The organism is Aureimonas sp. ME7 (assembly GCF_903970965.1).
GTDB lineage: Bacteria > Pseudomonadota > Alphaproteobacteria > Rhizobiales > Rhizobiaceae > Aureimonas.
Genome location: NZ_CAJCKW010000006.1, coordinates 265,370 through 282,865, shown reverse-complemented (window position 1 = coordinate 282,865; position 17,496 = coordinate 265,370). Strand labels below are relative to the sequence as shown.

The 17,496-nt window shown below is 67.8% G+C and carries 17 protein-coding genes; 10 read left to right on the top strand and 7 right to left on the bottom strand.

All coding sequences use genetic code 11. The features are described from left to right. Positions 1-24: 24 nt before the first annotated feature. The 7 genes from H7A85_RS12955 (at position 25) to H7A85_RS12925 (ending at position 6,787) form a co-directional block, all read left to right on the top strand. Complete coding sequence (locus H7A85_RS12955; RefSeq protein ID WP_182086345.1) at positions 25-936, top strand: intradiol ring-cleavage dioxygenase; 912 nt, start codon at positions 25-27, stop codon at positions 934-936. Continuing rightward, positions 933-2,003, top strand: coding sequence for a maleylacetate reductase (locus H7A85_RS12950; RefSeq protein WP_182086344.1), 1,071 nt, complete (start codon positions 933-935; stop codon positions 2,001-2,003). Before H7A85_RS12955 ends, H7A85_RS12950 begins: the two co-directional genes overlap by 4 nt. Before the next feature lie 16 nt (positions 2,004-2,019). Further along, a complete protein-coding gene (locus H7A85_RS12945) occupies positions 2,020-2,352 on the top strand; it encodes a hypothetical protein (RefSeq protein WP_182086343.1) in 333 nt (110 codons plus the stop codon). Positions 2,353-2,392: 40 nt separating this feature from the next. Next, complete coding sequence (locus H7A85_RS12940; RefSeq protein ID WP_182086342.1) at positions 2,393-2,845, top strand: DMT family transporter; 453 nt, start codon at positions 2,393-2,395, stop codon at positions 2,843-2,845. A gap of 127 nt (positions 2,846-2,972) precedes the next feature. Beyond that, positions 2,973-4,268, top strand: coding sequence for a sugar ABC transporter substrate-binding protein (locus H7A85_RS12935; RefSeq protein ID WP_182086341.1), 1,296 nt, complete (start codon positions 2,973-2,975; stop codon positions 4,266-4,268). Next, the gene (locus H7A85_RS12930; RefSeq protein WP_182086340.1) at positions 4,258-5,817 is read left to right on the top strand and encodes a sugar ABC transporter ATP-binding protein; all 1,560 of its coding nucleotides are present in this window, start codon (positions 4,258-4,260) and stop codon (positions 5,815-5,817) included. Before H7A85_RS12935 ends, H7A85_RS12930 begins: the two co-directional genes overlap by 11 nt. A 28-nt stretch (positions 5,818-5,845) precedes the next feature. Further along, the gene (locus tag H7A85_RS12925; RefSeq protein ID WP_182086339.1) at positions 5,846-6,787 is read left to right on the top strand and encodes an ABC transporter permease; all 942 of its coding nucleotides are present in this window, start codon (positions 5,846-5,848) and stop codon (positions 6,785-6,787) included. A 55-nt stretch (positions 6,788-6,842) separates the two neighbouring features. Here H7A85_RS12925 and H7A85_RS12920 read toward each other — a convergent pair whose 3' ends face one another. Next, positions 6,843-8,522, bottom strand: a complete 1,680-nt coding sequence (locus H7A85_RS12920) for an FAD-binding protein (RefSeq protein WP_182086338.1) — start codon at positions 8,520-8,522, stop codon at positions 6,843-6,845. Positions 8,523-8,867: 345 nt separating this feature from the next. Here H7A85_RS12920 and H7A85_RS12910 point away from each other — a divergent pair, with 345 nt between their 5' ends. Continuing rightward, positions 8,868-9,509 carry an NAD(P)-dependent oxidoreductase gene (locus H7A85_RS12910; RefSeq protein ID WP_280514924.1) on the top strand — a complete coding sequence of 214 codons (642 nt, stop codon included), beginning with the start codon at positions 8,868-8,870 and terminating at the stop codon, positions 9,507-9,509. A 68-nt stretch (positions 9,510-9,577) separates the two neighbouring features. Here H7A85_RS12910 and H7A85_RS12905 read toward each other — a convergent pair whose 3' ends face one another. From H7A85_RS12905 to H7A85_RS12880, 6 genes are all read right to left on the bottom strand, one after another. Next, positions 9,578-10,300, bottom strand: coding sequence for an ABC transporter ATP-binding protein (locus tag H7A85_RS12905; protein WP_182086336.1), 723 nt, complete (start codon positions 10,298-10,300; stop codon positions 9,578-9,580). A 1-nt stretch (position 10,301) separates the two neighbouring features. Continuing rightward, entirely contained in the window at positions 10,302-11,012 is a 711-nt protein-coding gene (locus H7A85_RS12900; protein ID WP_182086383.1) for an ABC transporter ATP-binding protein, read from the bottom strand. A gap of 35 nt (positions 11,013-11,047) precedes the next feature. Further along, on the bottom strand, positions 11,048-12,022 hold the full coding sequence (locus tag H7A85_RS12895) for a branched-chain amino acid ABC transporter permease (RefSeq protein WP_182086335.1): 975 nt from the start codon (positions 12,020-12,022) through the stop codon (positions 11,048-11,050). Then, on the bottom strand, positions 12,019-12,897 hold the full coding sequence (locus H7A85_RS12890; protein ID WP_182086334.1) for a branched-chain amino acid ABC transporter permease: 879 nt from the start codon (positions 12,895-12,897) through the stop codon (positions 12,019-12,021). The genes H7A85_RS12895 and H7A85_RS12890 overlap by 4 nt, the downstream gene beginning before the upstream one ends. A gap of 115 nt (positions 12,898-13,012) precedes the next feature. After that, positions 13,013-14,140: an ABC transporter substrate-binding protein gene (locus H7A85_RS12885; RefSeq protein ID WP_182086333.1), complete on the bottom strand. Its 1,128-nt coding sequence runs from the start codon at positions 14,138-14,140 to the stop codon at positions 13,013-13,015. A gap of 175 nt (positions 14,141-14,315) precedes the next feature. Beyond that, entirely contained in the window at positions 14,316-15,128 is an 813-nt protein-coding gene (locus H7A85_RS12880; protein WP_244631174.1) for a shikimate dehydrogenase, read from the bottom strand. A 421-nt stretch (positions 15,129-15,549) separates the two neighbouring features. Here H7A85_RS12880 and H7A85_RS12875 point away from each other — a divergent pair, with 421 nt between their 5' ends. Both H7A85_RS12875 and H7A85_RS12870 read left to right on the top strand, forming a co-directional pair. Continuing rightward, complete coding sequence (locus H7A85_RS12875; RefSeq protein ID WP_182086331.1) at positions 15,550-16,650, top strand: Gfo/Idh/MocA family oxidoreductase; 1,101 nt, start codon at positions 15,550-15,552, stop codon at positions 16,648-16,650. Then, complete coding sequence (locus H7A85_RS12870; protein WP_182086330.1) at positions 16,643-17,482, top strand: IclR family transcriptional regulator; 840 nt, start codon at positions 16,643-16,645, stop codon at positions 17,480-17,482. The genes H7A85_RS12875 and H7A85_RS12870 overlap by 8 nt, the downstream gene beginning before the upstream one ends. Positions 17,483-17,496: the final 14 nt, after the last annotated feature.

Here is a 17,496-nt window from a genome sequence, read left to right as displayed (position 1 = left end):
TCCAAGACCCGCAAGGAGACCCGCATGTCGGAAACACCTGCCCAGACCGTCCGCGACGGCTACTTCACGGAGGAAACCTCCGTCGCCGTCGTCACTGCCCGCCATGCCGACGCCGGGAACGAGCGCCTGCGCACCGTGATGGATAGTGCCGTGCGACACCTCCACGCCTTCGTGAAGGAGGTCGAGCCGACCAACGCGGAATGGATGCGCGTGATCGAGTTCCTGACCGCGACCGGCCACATCACCAGCGACTGGCGCCAGGAATGGATCCTCCTGTCCGACATCCTCGGCGTGTCGATGCTGGTGGACGCGATCGACAACCGCAAGCCCAAGGGCGCCACCGAGACCACCGTGCTCGGCCCCTTCCACGTGTCCAACGCGCCGCGCTACGAGAACGGCCACGACATCTGCCTCGACGGCAAGGGAGAGCGGATGCTGGTGACGGGGCGCGTGGTGGACACCGCCGGCCGGCCGATCGCGGGCGCCACGCTGGACGTCTGGCAGGCCAACGACGAGGGCTTCTACGATGTGCAGCAGCAGGGCATCCAGCCCGACATGAACTTGCGTGGCGTGTTCACCTCCGACGAGACGGGTCGGTTCTGGTTTCGCTCCGTCAAGCCGCGCTACTACCCGATCCCCGCGGACGGACCCGTCGGCCAACTGCTGGCCGCGCTCGGCCGCCATCCCTACCGTCCGGCCCATATCCACTTCATCGTCGCGGCGAGCGGCTTCGAGACCGTCACGACCCACCTCTTCACCCCCGACTGTCCCTACCTCCACACCGATGCCGTGTTCGGCGTGAAGGAGGACCTGATCGCCGACTTCCAGACCGTGGACGACCCGGCGCGGGCTGCCGAACTCGGCTTTCCCAATCCTTTCACGCAGGTCGACTGGCGCTTCGTTCTGGCCCGCCAGGGCGAGGGGGCGCCGGCATGAGCGGGGGGGTCGAGAGCTTCGTCTACAACGCCAACCCCGGCCGCGTCGTGTTCGGCGCGGGGGTCCTTGCGAAGCTTCCAGAGGAGGTCGAGCGTCTTGGCCTCCGGCGGGTGCTGGTGGTGGCGACGCCCGAGCAGGAAGCGGATGCACAGCGCATCGCGGGAACGCTGGGCGACCGCGCGGCGGCCGTGTTCGCGGGCGCGCGCATGCACACGCCCGTCGAGGTGACCGAACGGGCCATGGAAACCGTGACGGCCGAGCGGATCGACGGCCTCGTGGCGGTCGGCGGCGGCTCCACCACGGGGCTCGCCAAGGCGGTCGCGCTGCGCACCGACCTGCCGCAGATCGTGGCGCCCACCACCTATGCCGGCTCCGAAATGACGCCGATCCTCGGCGAGACCGAGAACGGCCGCAAGCGCACGCGCTCCGACCCGCGCATCCTGCCCGAGGTCGTCCTCTACGATGTGGACCTCACGCTGACGCTGCCCGTCGCCATGTCGGTGACGAGCGGCATCAACGCGATCGCGCACGGCGTGGAAGCGCTCTACGCGCGAGACGCCAATCCGATCGTCTCCATGATGGCGGAGCGCGGCATCGGGGCCATGGCGCGCGCGCTGCCGGCCATCCATGCGCGCCCGGACGACCGCGCGGCGCGCGGCGAGGCCCTGTTCGGCGCCTGGCTCTGCGGCGTGTGCCTCGGCAGCGTCGGCATGGCGCTCCACCACAAGATCTGCCACACGCTCGGCGGCACCTACGACCTGCCGCATGCCGAGACCCATACAGCGGTTCTGCCCCATGCGCTCGCCTTCAACGCGCCCTTCGTGCCGGATGCGATGGCGGCGCTGCGCCGCGCGCTCGGCACCGACGATCCCGCACGGGCGCTGTTCGACCTTGCGCAAGGGTTGGGAGCCACGATGGCTCTGGAGCGCCTCGGGCTTCCCGCCGGCGCCGTCGACGAGATTCCCGGCATCGTTCTGGCCAACCCCTACTGGAACCCGGCGCCCCTGGAGGCACCGGAGCTGGCCCGGCTGGTGGCGAACGCCTTCGCGGGGCGCGGGCCCGCATGAACGGAGAAGACGCGCCATGCCGAACCTGAAGATCTTCGTCGAGGAGAGCGTCCATCGCTTCTCGCGGCAGGCGCTGGTCGAGGCGCTCGCGCCGATGCGCGCGATGCTGTGCGACGGGCTGGCGGTGACGCCCGACGCCTGCCAGTTCGCGGTGGTTCCGGTGCTGACCCTGCCGGACATGGCGGCCGTCAATGTCGAGATGACGATCATGCTTGGGCCCGAGCGCACGCGCGAGCGGGTGACGGATATCGGCCTCCGGCTGCGCGCCATCGTGGAGAGGGCCACGGGCGCGCATGCGGCCGTGCGCATCTCCCAGCTCGACCCGCAAACCTATGTCGCCCTGAAATGATGGCGGCCGCCGCGGCGCGCCGGCGCGCGGGGGGGCGGACATGAGCGCCGTGCTCTTTCTGGCGGTCGCGGCCGCCATCGTTGCCGGCATGGCGCAGGCGACGCAGGGTGTCTTCAATGCCGCGATCGCGCGGGTTCTGGGACCGCTGCCGTCGGCGCTGATCTCCATGTCGGTGGCCGCGTGCGTGCTGCTTCTCGTCATGCTGGTGCGCGCCGTCCCGTTTCCGCCCTGGCGCAGCGTCGCCTCGATCGCGCCCTATCCGCTTCTGGTGGGCGGCCTGCTCGGCGCGACGATCCTGTCCTGCGTCCTGTTCGCGCTGCCTCGCATCGCCTCGGCGTCGACGGTCGCCTTCTTCATTCTCGGCCAGGTCGTCGCTTCCCTGCTTCTGGACCGGTACGGCGCGCTCGGCATCGCGCAGCATCCGATCACGCCCACCCGGCTCCTGGGAGCGGGCGCGGTGCTGGTGGGCGCGGTGCTGGTGATGAAGGGCTGACGCGCGGTCCCGGCCATGCTGCGTCGCACTGTCCATTTCGGACAAATCGAGTGATGTGACGGAAGGAAACGGGAAATAGTCTTTCGCCGACGAAAGAAACGTCGATTTCGTCGGGAGGACGGCAAGCATGGTGAAGTTTTCGAATGGCGTCAGTCGGCGTCAGGTTCTGAAGTCGTCTGTCGGCGCTGCCGCGTTCCTTGCCGCGCCGGGCCTGATGCTTCGAACGGCGCGGGGCTCGGACGAAAAGATCACGATCCTCAACAGTTTTCCGACTCTGGCCAACGAGTACTGGCAGGGCTGGGATGCAGGGTGCCGGACGGCCTGCGAGCAGCTTGGGCTCGGCTACGTCTCGCAGACCTTCGACGATTCGGTCGCCAAGCAGATCGCCCAGATCGAACAGGCTCCGGCGCTCGGGATCAATGCCGTCGTCACGTTTGCCCAGAACGCCGAGATCATCAAGGCGCTGACGGCGACCGCCGCCCAGGTCGGCATCCGGATCGCCAATGCCCATTCCACGGCCGCCTGGCTCCACCCGGACGATCCGTCCTTCAACGGCGCCTATCAGCTCTACAGCCAGCCCGACAACGTGCGCGGCACGGCGGCGATGGCGCAGGCCCTGTTCGACCGGATCGGCAACAAGGGCAAGGTGCTCTACGTCGCCGGCCTGCCGGGCAACTTCTCCGCCGACACGCGCGCCGCCGGCGTGAAGCTCGCCCTGTCGCGCAATCCCGAGATCGAGCTCGTGGCCGAACAGCCCGGCGGCGAGAACCGGGTGGCTGCCCGGCCGGTGGTCGAGAACCTCCTGACCGCCCATCCCGACGTGGCCGCGATCATCTCCTACAACGACGATACCGCGATCGCGGTCCTGGATGCTCTGCGCGAGCGGGGGCTCGCCATCCCGACGGCGGGCATCGACGCCACGCGCGAGATGCTGAACCGGGTGCGAGAGGACGAGAACGCGCTGGGCACCGTCTCGATCAACGCGCCCTTCATGACGGGCTATTCGGTGGTGGATCTCTACGACGCGCTGGAGGGCGTCGTCACCGATCCGCTCGAGCGCATGCGCTACTTCGATTCGCTGTTTCTGGATTCTCCCGAGGCCGCGCAGGCCTATCTCGACGCGACAGCAGCCGATGGCGGCATCGCCTTCGACTTCCGCTCCATGTCGCGCCATCTCAACGGCGAGAACTGGAAGCTGCCCTGGGGCATGGAGGTGATCGACCCGACGCAGCTGTGGAGCCCGATCGAATCCATGGCGGCCAGCCGTCCCGCCAATTGGGCGCTGCCGCCGGCCGTCCAGGCTTCGCTGGATGCCGGCAACGTCGCCAAGCTGAACGAAACCTACCGTGCCCATGCCGCCCCCGGCCCCTTGAGTGCCGTCGCGGGCGTGACGCGCGCCGGGAAAACCGTCCTTGGCTTCTGAGGCGGACGTGGGCGGGGAAGACGCCGAGGGCGATTCGCCGCCCATGCACCTCCGGCTTCGCGGCATCACCAAGCGCTACGGTGCCGTCACCGCGCTCGCCGATGTCGGTTTCGACATCCCGCTCGGCTCCACGCTCGGCTTCGTCGGGGAGAACGGGGCGGGCAAGTCGACGCTGATGAACATCCTGAGCGGCACCCAGCGACCGGACGAGGGCGAGATCGCGCTGCACGGCCGGCGCGTGTCGCTGGGAGACGCATCGGAGGCGGTTCGCCTCGGCATCTTCCGCGTCCACCAGGAACAGTCGCTGATCTCGGTCTACCCGATCTTCCAGAACCTTCTTCTCGGGCTGGAGGGCGAATTCACGCGGTTCGGCGTCCTGGACCGCCGGCGGATGCGTGCGGTCGCGCAAGGTGTGCTGTCGGGGCTCGGGATCGCGCTCGATCCCGGCATGCGGACCGGCGAGCTCAACTTCGGCACGCGCCAGCTCGTGGAGATCGCGCGGGTGGTCGCCCAGTCGGAGGTTCTCGGCATCCGGCACCCGCTGGTGCTGCTCGACGAGCCGACCGCCTCGCTTTCCGGGCCCGAACTCGATCTCTTCTATCGCATCGTGGATCGATTGAAGACGCGCTACCGGGCGTCGATCCTCTTCGTCTCGCATCGCCTGGAAGAGGTGCTGCGTCTTTGCGACCGGGTGCTGGTGCTCAAGGACGGGCAGGTGGTCGACGCGAACGTCGCCGACCCCACACAGGAAAAGCTCCATCGCCTGATGGTCGGCCGGGATCGGCTCGGCGACTTCTACGCCGTGGGCCGCCAGCGCATGGCTTTGGGAGCGCCGGTGCTCAAGGTGGACGCGCTCTCGTCCGCCGCCTTTGCCGACGTCTCGCTCGAGGTGCGCGAGGGGGAGATCGTCGGGGTCGGCGGGCTCGTGCAGTCCGGCAAGACGGAGCTCGGCCTCGCCCTGTTCGGGGTCGAAAGCGCAAGCGGGCGCGTCGAGATCTGCGGGGTGGACGTGTCGCGGGCCGGTGCCGCCGCGCGCATCGCGCTCGGGGCCGGCTACGTCCCCCTGAACCGGCATCGCGACGGGGTGATGCTCGGACGCTCCATTCTCCAGAACATCGCCCTCCCGTCGCTCGGTCGGCTTTCGCGTGCGGGCTTCGTTCGCAGTGGCCGCGCGCGGCGCATGGCGCGCGAGGAGATCGAACGGCTCCAGATGCGCCCTCCCGATCCCGACTACCGCGTCGGCGCGCTGTCGGGGGGCAACCAGCAGAAGGTGGTGCTGGCCAAGTGGCTGACCCGCGATCCGCGTCTTCTCGTGGTGGACAACCCGACGCGCGGCGTCGACGCGGGCGCCAAGGAGGAGATCTACCGGCTCCTACGCGACCAGGCCGATCGCGGCTGCGCGATCCTTCTCATCTCCGACGACCTCGTCGAACTCATCGAGCTGTCGAACAGGGTCTTCTTCCTGTCCGAAGGGCGCCTGTCGCCTCCCGTCCCGGCGCCCCCCGGCGCCAAGCCGCGGGAACACGACCTCGTCGCCCTGATGTTCTGAACCGAACCGTCCTGCATGGAAAACCATCATGAAGAGCGTTGCCATTCTCGGTAAGCTGACGCCCCTCCTGGCCGCGCTGGCCTTGTTCGTCTTCTTCTCGCTGGCGCACGACGCCTTCCTGACCTGGCCGAACCTCTGGAACATCGTGCGCCAGTCCTCGGTCCTGCTGATCGCGGCGATGGGAACGACGTTCGTCATCCTCATTGGTGCGATCGACCTGTCGGTCGGCGCGACGATGACGCTGGCCGCGATCTGCGCCATCACCCTGGTTCCGGTGGTGGGCGAGGTCGGGCTCCTCGCCGGGCTCCTGGTGGGGGCGGCATGCGGCCTGTTCAACGGCGTGCTGAACGCCGTCCTGAAACTGCCGAGCTTTCTGGTGACGCTCGGCTCGCTCTACATCTTCCAAAGCATCGGCCTGGTGGTGTCGGGCGGTCGGCCCATCCCCTGGACGACGCCGACCGGTTCGTTTCTGGCTGGCGGGGTCGCCTTCGGCTTCCTGCCCAAGATCGGGTTCTGGGCGATCGGCGTCCTCCTGGCGTGCGCGCTCTTCGCCCGGTTCACGCGGTTCGGACAGACGATCTACGCGATCGGCGACAACGAGCGCACGGCGCGCATGTCCGGCATCTTCACGACGCGTGCCAAGATCGCGACCTTTGTTCTGGCCGGTGCGATTTCAGGCCTTGCGGGCATCCTGCTTGGCATCCGCACCTTCTCGGCCGCGCCCGGAATGGGCGATCCGTTTCTTCTCGATACGATCGCGGCGGTGGTGCTCGGCGGCACCCTTCTCACGGGCGGCGTCGGCGGCCCGTTGCGCACCGTGCTCGGCGTCCTCGTCATCGTCGTCCTGTCGAACGGCATGACGCTGCTTCAGATCGATCCCTTCTTTCAGATCGGAATTCGCGGCGCGGTGGTGATCCTGGCCGTTCTCCTGACCAGCGGCCGGCCGAAGGCGGACGCGATCGTCAAGTGAGGCCGGCCGCCGCCGGTGCCGGGCCCCGTCGCGATCCGGATGACGAGATGCGATGTCAGACCGGTTTCGCCAGATGGCGGGCGATGCGCCATCCCATGACGATGGCGGGACCGATCGTGGTTCCCGGTCCCGGATAGGTTCCGCGAAACAAGGAGGCTGCGTCGTTGCCACAGGCGAACAGGCCGGGGATGGGGGCGTCGCCGAGGCCCAGCACCTCGCCGTTCTCCGTGGTGCGCAAGCCGCCGCTTCCCGCCAGATCGACGGGAACCACGCGCAGGGCATAGAACGGCGGCGCTCGGAGCGGCCCGATGCAGGGGTTGCCGCCGACGCTCGGATCGCCGTTGAAGCGGTTCACCACGGAACCGCCGCGGCCGAACTCGGGATCCACGCCCTCCGCCGCATGGCGATTGTTGGCCGCCACGCTCTCTTCGAGCCCGTTCGCATCCACCCCGATCCGGGCGGCGAGCTTTTCCAGCGTGTCGGCACGCGTCAGGTAGCCCTGGCGCAGGAGCCGTCGCAGGCCGCGACCACCGGGCAGCACGAGCCCGAGTCCATAGGTGCGGATGAAGCGGTCGTCGACGATCAGCCAGGCCTCCCGCAATCCGGCCCCGATCATGCCCATGCAGAAGTCGTGGTAGCTGTCGGCCTCGTTGACGAAGCGCCGTCCGTTCCGGCCGACCGCGACAAGGCCCGGCTTCGCCCGGTCGAGAAGGATATGCGGCCAGATCGCGGTGGTTCCGTCCCGCTTGCGAAGCAGGGAACAAGGCATCCAGAGGCCGGCGCTTTCGCAGCCGTCGTCGAGCGATGCGGCCAGACGCGAGGTCGCCATCGCGATTCCGTCCCCCGTGTTGCCGGCGGGAGACTGGCTGAGATCGGCGATCTCGGCCGGAAAGAGGCGGGCCCGGAGATCCTTGTTCCAGCCGATCCCGCCCGTGGCCATCACCACGCCGCGCCGGGCGTGGACCCTGCGCAGGCCGTCCGGCGTGCGCACCAGGGCGCCCACGATCCGATCGCCGTCGCGGATGAAGTCGGCCAGGGGGCTTTCGAACCAGATGGGGACCTTGCGCTGGCGCAGGCTGTAGAGAAGCCGGGCGACCAGCGCGTTGCCCATCAGAAGCCGTGTGCCACGCCGGCGCGTCAGCCGGTCGCGCAGATAGGGCAGGACGACACCGAGCGTCGTGCGCGCGTTCGCGATGCTGGCGAAGGGCTTCAGGAGCGCGCCGAGCTCTGCCCGCCCCACCATCATGCCGCCCAGGCCCATGAACACCTCGCGGGGCGGGCGCACGCGCTCGAAGTCCGGTCCGAGCTTGCGCCCGTCGAATTCCGCCGGCGCCAGGGCGCGCCCGCCAAACGCCGCGCCGGGCCCGTCGAGATAGTCGGGATGCGCCGTGGCGGCGACGAAGCGCACGTGGGAATGGGCTTCGAGATCGTCGATGGCCGCCCCGCCCGACGCCAGAAAGGCCTCGCGCAGCGCATCGCCTCCCCGGTTGCCGACCACATGGCGCAGAAAGTCGCTGGCCTCGGAAACCGTGTCGGGAACGCCGGCCCGGTGCGACAGGGCCGTTCCGGGCACCCAGGCCGTTCCTCCGGAACTGGAAGTCGTTCCGCCCACCATGTCCGTCTTCTCGCACAGCAGGACCGACAGGCCGTTGATCGCACCCGAAAGGGCGACCGTCATTCCGCCGGCGCCCGCGCCGAATACGAGAAGATCCACGCTCTGGTCGAAGCTTTCCATGGCAGGCCATCCATTGTCAGGATCAGGAAACTCGCACGAGCGCCATTTTTATGAAAGACTGTTTTACTATGGAATGACATTCCATTCAATCAAAGTGGGAGATCGGGTGCATGGGGAAGGTCCTGCTTGTCGGGGGAACGGGCTTCATCGGTCAGCGCGTGGCGAGACGCCTTGCAGCCGCCGGCCGCGAGCTGCGCGTTCTCGACCTTTCGGAGCCTGCGGCGCCGCTTCGAACGGCTTATGGCTGCGAGTTCGTGACGGGAGATGCGAGGGACGCGCAGACCGTGCTTCGCGCCTCCGAAGGCGTCTGCGGCATCGTCCATCTCGCCGGTCTCATGACGGTGGATTGCGCGAGGGGGTCCGGCGCGGGCGATCGAGGTGAACGTGCTGGCGAGCCTCAACGTCTTCCAGGCGGCCGCGCGGCGCGGCGTTCCGGTCTCGTTTCTGAGCACCGCCGGCGTATTCGGACCCGCAACCGCCGCGCTTCCCCATCCCATGACCGTCTACGGCGTGACCAAGCTGGCGGTGGAGGGAATCGCGCGGGTCTTTGCCGCCGATTACGGCGTGCCGAGCCTCGGCCTGCGTCCCTATATCGTCTACGGCCCTGGCATCAGCCGCGGCATCTCCGCCGGCCCCTCGATCGCGCTGGCGGCCAGCGTTCGGCGCGAGCCCGCCACGATCGGTTTTTCGGGCCGCGTCGGCTTCGTGCATGTGGACGACGTGGCCGCGATGCTGGTGGCCGGGCTGACGTCGTCCCGGCCCGACGCGCACGTTCTCACCATGGCCGGAGACACCCGGGACATGACGGACTTCGTCGAACTGCTGCGCCGGCGGACCGAATGGGACGGGATCGACGTGACGGGCCCGCCGCTCAAAATCCCCTCGGACCTCGTCTCCGATCCCGTGCCGGAATGGCTGGGAGCTCACCGCGTCACGCCGATCGAAGAGGGTATCGATGCGACGCTCTCCGAACTGGGGGCGCGCTGAGGCGGGAGATCGACCCCTGCGAGGCCGCGCGGCACGCCGAAGCGCACGTCGGCGCGCCGCACGGCGCTTCAGGCGGCGTCCTCGATGTGGCCGCCCAGGAACAGCTGGCCGACGCGCGGATCCTTCAGGAGCGTCTCGGCCCGATCGAACATGCGGGTCTGACCGAGTTCCAGAACCAGGCCGTGGTCCGACATGGCCAGCGCCGCCTTGGCGTTCTGTTCCACCATCAGGATGGTGACCCCCTCGTCGCGCAGCCGCCCGAGGGTTTGGAAGACGTCCTGCACCAGATTGGGCGAAAGACCGATCGAGGGCTCGTCGATCAGCATCAGCCTGGGGTCGAGAAGCAGCGCGCGGGCGATCTCGAGCTGCTTCTGCTGGCCGCCCGAAAGCTCGATCGCCTTCTGGTCCCGACGCTCGCGCAGCATCGGGAACTGGTCCATGACCTCCTCGATCCGCCGCCTCACCTTGCTCGGGTCGCGGGCCGTGATGCCGCCAAGCTCCAGGTTGTGGAAGACGGACAGCTGGGGCACGACGTTGCGCCCCTGCGGCACGTAGGTGACGCCGCGCGCGATCATCTCGGCCGGGCGCCTGCCGGTGACCTCCTCGCCCTCGAGCAGGACCTGCCCGGAATGGATGTTCAGGAGTCCGAACACGGCCTTGAACACCGTGGACTTGCCGGCCCCGTTCGGGCCGATCACCGTGGTGATCGAACCCTTGGGGATGGCGAAGCTCGTCCCGTTGAGGATGGTGACGCGGCCGTAGCCGCCGACGAGGTTCCTCAGCTCCAGCATCTCAGCCCCCCAGATAGGCGTCGATGACGCTCGGGTTCGAACGGATCTCGTCCGGCGACCCTTGCGCGATGATCTCGCCCTGCGCCAGGACGATGATGCGCGTGCAGATCGACATGACGAATTCCATGTTGTGCTCGATCACCACGAAGGTCGTGCCGTGCTCGCGGTTGTAGGCGACGAGCCGTTCCTTCAGATGGGCGAGCATGGTGAGGTTCACCCCGCCCGCCGGCTCGTCCAGAAGCACGATGCCGGGTCCGGCCATGAAGGCCATCGCCGCGTCCACGAGCTTCTGCTGCCCGTAGGACAGCGAGCCGGCCTCCGTGTCGAGATAGGGGGTGAGCCGGAAGAACTCGACGAGTTGCCGCGCCTTGTCGCCAAGACCCGCGTCGGAGCGCGCGAAGAGGCGTCCGAGCATCGTGCCTTCGTGTTCCTGGCCGGCCAGGATGACGTTGTCGAGCACCGTCATCCTGGGAAACACCGAAAGCTGCTGGAAGGTGCGCCCGACGCCCATCAGCGACAGGTCGGCCGGTCGCACGCCGTCGGTGGAGACCCCCTCGATCTCGCAATGACCCTCGGTCGGGCGGAGCTGGCCGAGGATGCAGTTGAAGAGGGTGGACTTGCCCGACCCGTTCGGACCGATCAGCCCGAGGATCTCGCCCCTGTGGACGTCGAAGCTCACCTTGTTCACCGCGCGGATGCCGCCGAACTGCATCGAGATGCCGCGAACCGACAGGATGGGCGCGGCGCTCAAAGCTGGAACCCCTTCTGCATGTCCCGGCGTGCTTCCTGCCGGGGGCGGAACTTGTCCCAGACCTTCTGGCCGAGCCCGATCAGGCCGCTCGGCGAATACACCATGAGCGCGATCACGAGCGTGGCGTAGATGATGAGATAGTAGCCTTCCGTGAAGCGCAGCACTTCGGGCAGCAGGATCACCACGGCCGCACCCAGCATCGGTCCGAAGAAGAACCCGGAGCCGCCGACCACCACCATCAGGAGGACCTTCAGCGAGTGGACGAGCGTGAAGCTGCCCGGCTCGATGAACTGCACGAGCGGCGTCTGCAGCGCGCCGGCGAGGCCCCCGAAGGCCGAGCCGATGGCGAAGGCTAGGAGCGTCTGGCGCCGGATCCGGAGCCCGAGCGATTCGGCCCGGATCGGGTTCTCACGCAGAGCCCTGAAGGCGCGCCCCCAAGGCGAGCGCAGGATCCACCACATGAGGCCGACCGCTACGAGGAAGCAGACGAGGCTGAAATAGTAGAACGCGAGGTTGGGATCGGTGGAGAGACCGAAGAACGAGGGGCGCGGCATGCCGACGAGGCCGAACGATCCGCCGGTGATCTCCTCCTCGTTGCGCAGCACCAGGAACAGAAGCGTGTTGAAGGCGAGCGTCACGAAGGCGAGGAAATGGTGCTGCACCCGCAACGCCGGCCATCCGAGCAGGAGCCCAACCGCGAAGCAGGCGCCGATCGCGGCGGCGACGGCGAAGATCCAGTGGATGCCGGCCATCGTCATCAGGGCGGTGATATAGGCGCCGATCCCCATGAAGCCGGCCTGGGCGAGGCTGACCTGGCCAGCATAGCCGAGCGTCAGGTTGAGCCCCATCGCGGCGATCGAGAACAGGAGCCAGGAACACAACGTGTAGACGATGTAGCTGCCCTGGCCGATGGGCGCCGCCACGAGAAGCGCGAGCGCCGCCGCGAGGAGGATGATCTTGCGGCTCGTCATACCGTTCGGCCCTCCTTGGTGCCGAGAAGGCCCTGCGGACGCAGGAGGATGATGGCGATCAGAAGGATCAGGGGCATGGCCGCGCGGTACTCGGCCGAAACGTAGACGGCGGACAGGTTGTCGACGACCCCGATCAGGAGACCGCCGACGAGCGCGCCGCGGATCTGGTTGAAGCCGCCCACGATCGCCGCGATGAAGGCGACGAGGCCGAGCGTCTCCCCGTTCGAGAACTTGGCGAGATAGATCGGCGAGATCAAAACGGAGGCGATGGTCGCCAGCGCCGCGTTAATCAGAAACGTGTAGAGCACCATCCGTTTCACGTCGACGCCGAGGATCTCGGCCACCGCCGGGTTCTGGGCGCTTGCCTGCATGCAGCGACCGGTGCGGGTATGCCCGAGAAAGAGCTGCAGCCCGCCGATCGCGAGCATGGAAACGGCGAGGTTGCCGATGTCCTGCAGCGCGACGCTCGCGCCCATGACATCGTAGACCTTCTGCGGGAACACGGCCGGAAAGGGCTGTGCGGTCGCGCCGTAGAATTCCTTGACGCTTTCCTTCATCAGGAGGCCGAGCGCGATGGTCGCGATCACCAGCGGCAGAGTGCCGTGCGGCAGCATCGGCTCGACCACCGCCTTCTTGAACAGGACGCCGAGCACCAGGAGCGAGAGGATCAGTGCGAAGGCGACCGCCGGCCAAAGCGGCAGGCCGAGCGCGCCCATGCCCACCAGCACGAAGAAGGCCGGCAGCATCACGAACTCGCCCTGCGCGAAGTTGATGGTCTGGGAGGCCTGCCAGAGCAGCGTGAAGCCGACGGCCGCCAAGGCGTATATCGAACCGGCCGCAAGGCCGGACACCAGAATCTGTATGAGTTCGGCCACGGAGCGACCCTCGCAGCGCGTCGTTCAATCCGACGGATCGTTGGATGGAGCGACAGGCGCAGGAGAACGGTGCGCCCGTCGCGGGGGGATGGGAGCCGGGCGCGGAAAGCGCTGCTCAGTTCGGCGGCAGGACGGCCTTCACGACCTGTTGGCCGTCCCGGACCTCGACGAAGAAGCTTTCGCGCGCCATTTCACCGTTCTCGTCCCACGAGGCGTCGAGCAGGATGCCCGGGCATTCGGCGGCGGTCAGCGTCAGGCCGTGGAAGGCGTCGGCCAGCTTCTGGCTGTCGGCCTCGCCGTTCTTCTCGGTGACGCACTTGATCGCCCAGGCGGCGGTGTAGCCCTTGATGGCGTTGTGATCGGGCGTGTAGCGGAACTTGGCCTTGAACTTGTCGACCATCTGCTTCATCGCCGGCACATCGGCATCGGGCGTCAAGCCGACATGCCCCATGGCACCGTTGGCCGCCGTGCCCGCCAGCTCGATCACCTTGTGGCCGATCAGCGTCGTTTCACCCACCATCGGCAGGCCGATCGACTGTTTCTCAGCCTCGCGAAGGAAGCGGGCGCTTTCCTCCTCGGTCAGATACACGAACAGGGCATCCGCGCCGCTGTTCTTGGCCTTCAGGACGTCGGCCGAGAAGTCGGTCTGCGCTTGTTCGGTCGGGATGTCGGCGACGATCTCCATATCGTAGTTCCCGATCTCGTCCAGGAAGGACGAATGGCCGCCCTTTCCGAACTCGGTGTTGGCCCACACCACCGCGACCTTCTTCACCCCCATCTCGTCGGCCATGTATTTGGTCATCTTCGGAACGCCCTTCTGCGATCCGAAGGCGGTGCGGAAGATGTAGGGGTTGTTCATCTGCGTGATCTTGGGCGCCTCGGACCCGGTGAACTGCGGGATGCCGGCTTGGCGGGCGACCAGCATGTTCACGATCGTGGAAGAGGAGAACACCGTTCCCGTGATGGCGTAGACGCCGTCGTCGATGGCCTTCTGCACCATGGCGCGGCTGACCTGCGGATCGGTCTGGCTGTCGTACTCGACGATGCGGACCGGCTCGCCGAGGATGCCGTTCGCCGCGTTGATCTCCTCGAAGGCCATGTGGACGCCGTCACGGAAATTGGTGCCGGCGGCGGCGCCCGGCCCCGACAGCTCGATGATCGAGCCGATCTTGATCTCGTCGGCCGGCGCCGCGCTCGCCGACATGGCGAGCGCCATCGCGGCCGAAGCAAAAAGCGTCTTCATGGGTTCCATCCTCCCTTGTGTTGCCGGACGATCCTGCGTCCTGCCTGTTCGCCCGGCGATCGCACGAGCCTTGCCGGCGCCGGCCCGGCGCCGGTTGCCCGGTTTTGGCGGGAAGGGTGGATCGCTTCGGATCCGTTTCTCCCTGTTCCTTCCCGCCGCTGCCGGATTCCTTGTCTCAGGCGGCGATCCGCCGGATTCCCATCAAAAGTTCGGCCAGCAGCACCGCCTGCGCCTCGAACATCCCCGATCCCGCCATCGTGGCGCATCCCCTTTGCCGGGCGGCGGCGATCAAAGGCGGCACCGCAGGGCGCGTCACCACGTCGGCCACGAACTGATCGGCGGCCAGAAGATCGGTTTCCACGGGCAGCGGATCGCCCTCGCGCATGCCGAGCGGCGTCGCGTTGGCAATCAGCGCAAAGCCCCGCGGATCGGTCCCCCCGACGCCGACGCGGTTCGGGAACGTCGCTTCCAGGCGCGCGATGAACGCGTCGCGGCGGTGCGCGTCGATGTCGTGAAGCGCCAGACGCGACGCTCCCCGCGCCAGGATCTCGTAGGCGATGGCCGAGCCGGCACCGCCCGTGCCCACCAGGAGCGCCGGCTTGCCCGCGACGTCGAAGCCCTCTGCCGCGATGCCGTCGAGGCAGCCCTGGCCGTCGGTGGCGTCGCCCACCCATTCCTCCCCGTCCCGGATCATGATGTTGACGGCACCCGAAGCCTTGGCGCGCTCCGTGACGTGGGCGCAGAAGGCAAGGCATGCGACCTTGTGGGGAACGGTGACGACGATGCCATCGCAGTTGCGCAGGGCAAGAGCGTGCGAGAGCCATCCTTCCAGATCGTCCGGCATCACATGGGCGGGAACGACCAGGCCGTTGAAGCCTCTGTCCGCCATGATCGCGCTCAGCGAGGCGGGCGACTTCACCTGCGCAATGGGATGTCCGATGATCGGGAAGATCCGGGTTTCGCCGTCGATGCGCAGGGGTAGCGTCAACTGGTGGTCCTCGCTTCCAAACCGGCTTCCGACGGAATGTCGGAAGGGCATTTCATCTCCGTCGTTCGATGAGAAAGAGCCGAAGGACGGACCGATCTCATTCGGATTTCGGCCATCAGGCTGACACACTCGCAAGCGGGAAGACAATTCCATGTTGGAGCGTCAGCATAACTGACTGGTTATGACATCGGTTATTGCCGGGCTCGAAAACCCGGCATCCGGGAAGCCTGAAACATGGCAACCAAGAAATTAATTCAGATATTGAATGTCATTCCACAATGTTGCAAGGTCTTTTGCGAGGAGCATCGGGTCGAAGTCGGTCCGGTATCCTTCCGACGCCTTCGACCTGCGGCTTGCTCGATTCGAAGCGGATGGGATCGACCGGAGGATGCGGTTGCGGGCGTAGGAAGGACGGTTCGGGATGAGCCATGTTGCGGGCATTGCGGTGGTGGGCGCGGGGGTGATCGGCCGCACCCATGTCGACACCTTGATGCGCATGCCCAGCCTTCGGCTGGCCGCGATCGTGGATCCGACGCCCGAAGCCCATGCCCTGGCGCAGACCCGTGGCGTGCCCGCGCTTCCCGACGTCGAGGCGCTTGCGGGGTCGGGGTTGGCGCAGGCCGCGATCGTCGCCACGCCGAACGAGACGCATCTGCCGATCGCCGCCTTCCTCTTGGAACGCGGGCTGCCGGTGCTTCTGGAAAAACCAGTCGCCGAAAGCCTTTCGTCCGCCCTGCAACTGGCCGACGTCGCGCGCCGAACCGGGGTGCCGCTTCTGATCGGCCACCATCGCCGCCACAATCCGATCATCCGCGCGGCCCACAGAGCGATTCGGGACGGCGCGATCGGCGACCTCGTGATGGCGACGGTGACCTCGTCCCTGGCCAAGCCGGACAGCTATTTCGCGGCGGCCTGGCGGCGCACGGCGGGAGCCGGCGGGCCGCTCCTCATCAACCTCGTTCACGAGATCGATCTCCTGCGCCACTTCTTCGGCGAGATCCTCAGCGTCCAGGCCACGACCTCCCATGCGCACCGCGGTTTCGAGGTGGAGGACACGGCAGCCGTCTGCGCGACGTTCGCCGGCGGCGGTCTGGCCACGCTCTGCATCTCGGATGCGGCCGTCGGACCCTGGGCTTGGGATCTGTCGGCGGGCGAGAATCTGGGACGTTTTCCTGCCCATCCGGTATCGGCGCATCTGTATGCCGGAAGCCGGGGCGGGCTGTCCCTGCCGGATCTGACCCTTTGGTCGTCTCCCGGCCTGCCGGACTGGACCGTGGAGCTCGTGTCGGACCGGGTGCCCATGGGAAAGGGCGATCCCTACGAACGGCAGCTCGCCCATTTCGCCGAGCTGATCCGCGACGGCGGTACGCCTCTCGTGGACGTGCGCGACGCGACGGCGAACCTCATCGTCCTGGACGCCATAGGCCGCGCCGCCCGAACCGGCGCGCGGGTGGACGTCGATCTGTCACCCTTGCACGAGGCGACCGCGACGGGGCGGTCGGAGGCGAGAATGCATGAGTAGCGTCCTGGAAAAGTCCCTTGCGCTGATCGAACTCCTGGGCGAGCACCCGGCTGGGCTGCCGATCTCGGCCATCGCGGCGGCCACCGATCAGCCGGCCAGCGGCGTCCACCGGACGTTGCAGGAACTGGGGCGGCTCGGATACGTGCGCCAGCTTCAGGCGCAGGGCGATTATGTCCTGACGATCAGACTGCCGGCCATGGGGCTGGCGTTTCTCAGCCGGGCCGGCATCACCGACGTGGCCCAGCCGGTGCTCGACGCCCTGGCGGCCGACAGCGGCGAGCTGGTTCGCCTGTCGGTGATCGACGGGGAGGAGCTCGTCTGGGTCGCGGTGGCCCAAGGCGCGACGCGCGGCCTGCGATACGACCCGGGGCAGGAACAGGGCGTCGTGGTCCATCTGGCCAGTTCGGCCGGCGGTCGCGCCTGGCTTTCCACCATGACGGACGAGGAAGCGCTGCTGCGCATCGGCTCGCAAGGTCTCCTGCGCCACGCCGACGGCCAGGGGCACAATGCGCCGCGCACCCTCCCGCCGCTCCTCGAGCAACTGGCCGAAGCCCGGCGACGCGGCTACGCGACCGCCGTGGACAGCTACATCGCCGGCATGGCCGCCATGGCGATGCCGGTGCGCGGTCCCCTCGACGGACGGGTCCTGGGCTGTCTGTCGATCGCCGGTCCCGCGGTTCGCATGACCGAAGAGCGCATGAGCGAGCTTTCGCCGCGCCTGCTCCAAGGGGTCGGCGATCTCGCCGGAGCGGCCGAGGGGTCGAAGTTCCTGCGTTCGAGGCGTCCCGCGGTCGACGAGACGCCGCAGCGCTTGGCCGCTCAAGCCCGGTAGGCGCTTGTCGGGAT

Coding starts and splice junctions, on each gene's coding strand:
- H7A85_RS12955 (WP_182086345.1), top strand. CDS start 25: ATGTCGGAAACACCTGCCCAGACCGTCCGCGACGGCTACTTCACGGAG.
- H7A85_RS12950 (WP_182086344.1), top strand. CDS start 933: ATGAGCGGGGGGGTCGAGAGCTTCGTCTACAACGCCAACCCCGGCCGC.
- H7A85_RS12945 (WP_182086343.1), top strand. CDS start 2,020: ATGCCGAACCTGAAGATCTTCGTCGAGGAGAGCGTCCATCGCTTCTCG.
- H7A85_RS12940 (WP_182086342.1), top strand. CDS start 2,393: ATGAGCGCCGTGCTCTTTCTGGCGGTCGCGGCCGCCATCGTTGCCGGC.
- H7A85_RS12935 (WP_182086341.1), top strand. CDS start 2,973: ATGGTGAAGTTTTCGAATGGCGTCAGTCGGCGTCAGGTTCTGAAGTCG.
- H7A85_RS12925 (WP_182086339.1), top strand. CDS start 5,846: ATGAAGAGCGTTGCCATTCTCGGTAAGCTGACGCCCCTCCTGGCCGCG.
- H7A85_RS12920 (WP_182086338.1), bottom strand. CDS start 8,522: ATGGAAAGCTTCGACCAGAGCGTGGATCTTCTCGTATTCGGCGCGGGC.
- H7A85_RS12905 (WP_182086336.1), bottom strand. CDS start 10,300: ATGCTGGAGCTGAGGAACCTCGTCGGCGGCTACGGCCGCGTCACCATC.
- H7A85_RS12900 (WP_182086383.1), bottom strand. CDS start 11,012: ATGCAGTTCGGCGGCATCCGCGCGGTGAACAAGGTGAGCTTCGACGTC.
- H7A85_RS12895 (WP_182086335.1), bottom strand. CDS start 12,022: ATGACGAGCCGCAAGATCATCCTCCTCGCGGCGGCGCTCGCGCTTCTC.
- H7A85_RS12885 (WP_182086333.1), bottom strand. CDS start 14,140: ATGAAGACGCTTTTTGCTTCGGCCGCGATGGCGCTCGCCATGTCGGCG.
- H7A85_RS12875 (WP_182086331.1), top strand. CDS start 15,550: ATGAGCCATGTTGCGGGCATTGCGGTGGTGGGCGCGGGGGTGATCGGC.
- H7A85_RS12870 (WP_182086330.1), top strand. CDS start 16,643: ATGAGTAGCGTCCTGGAAAAGTCCCTTGCGCTGATCGAACTCCTGGGC.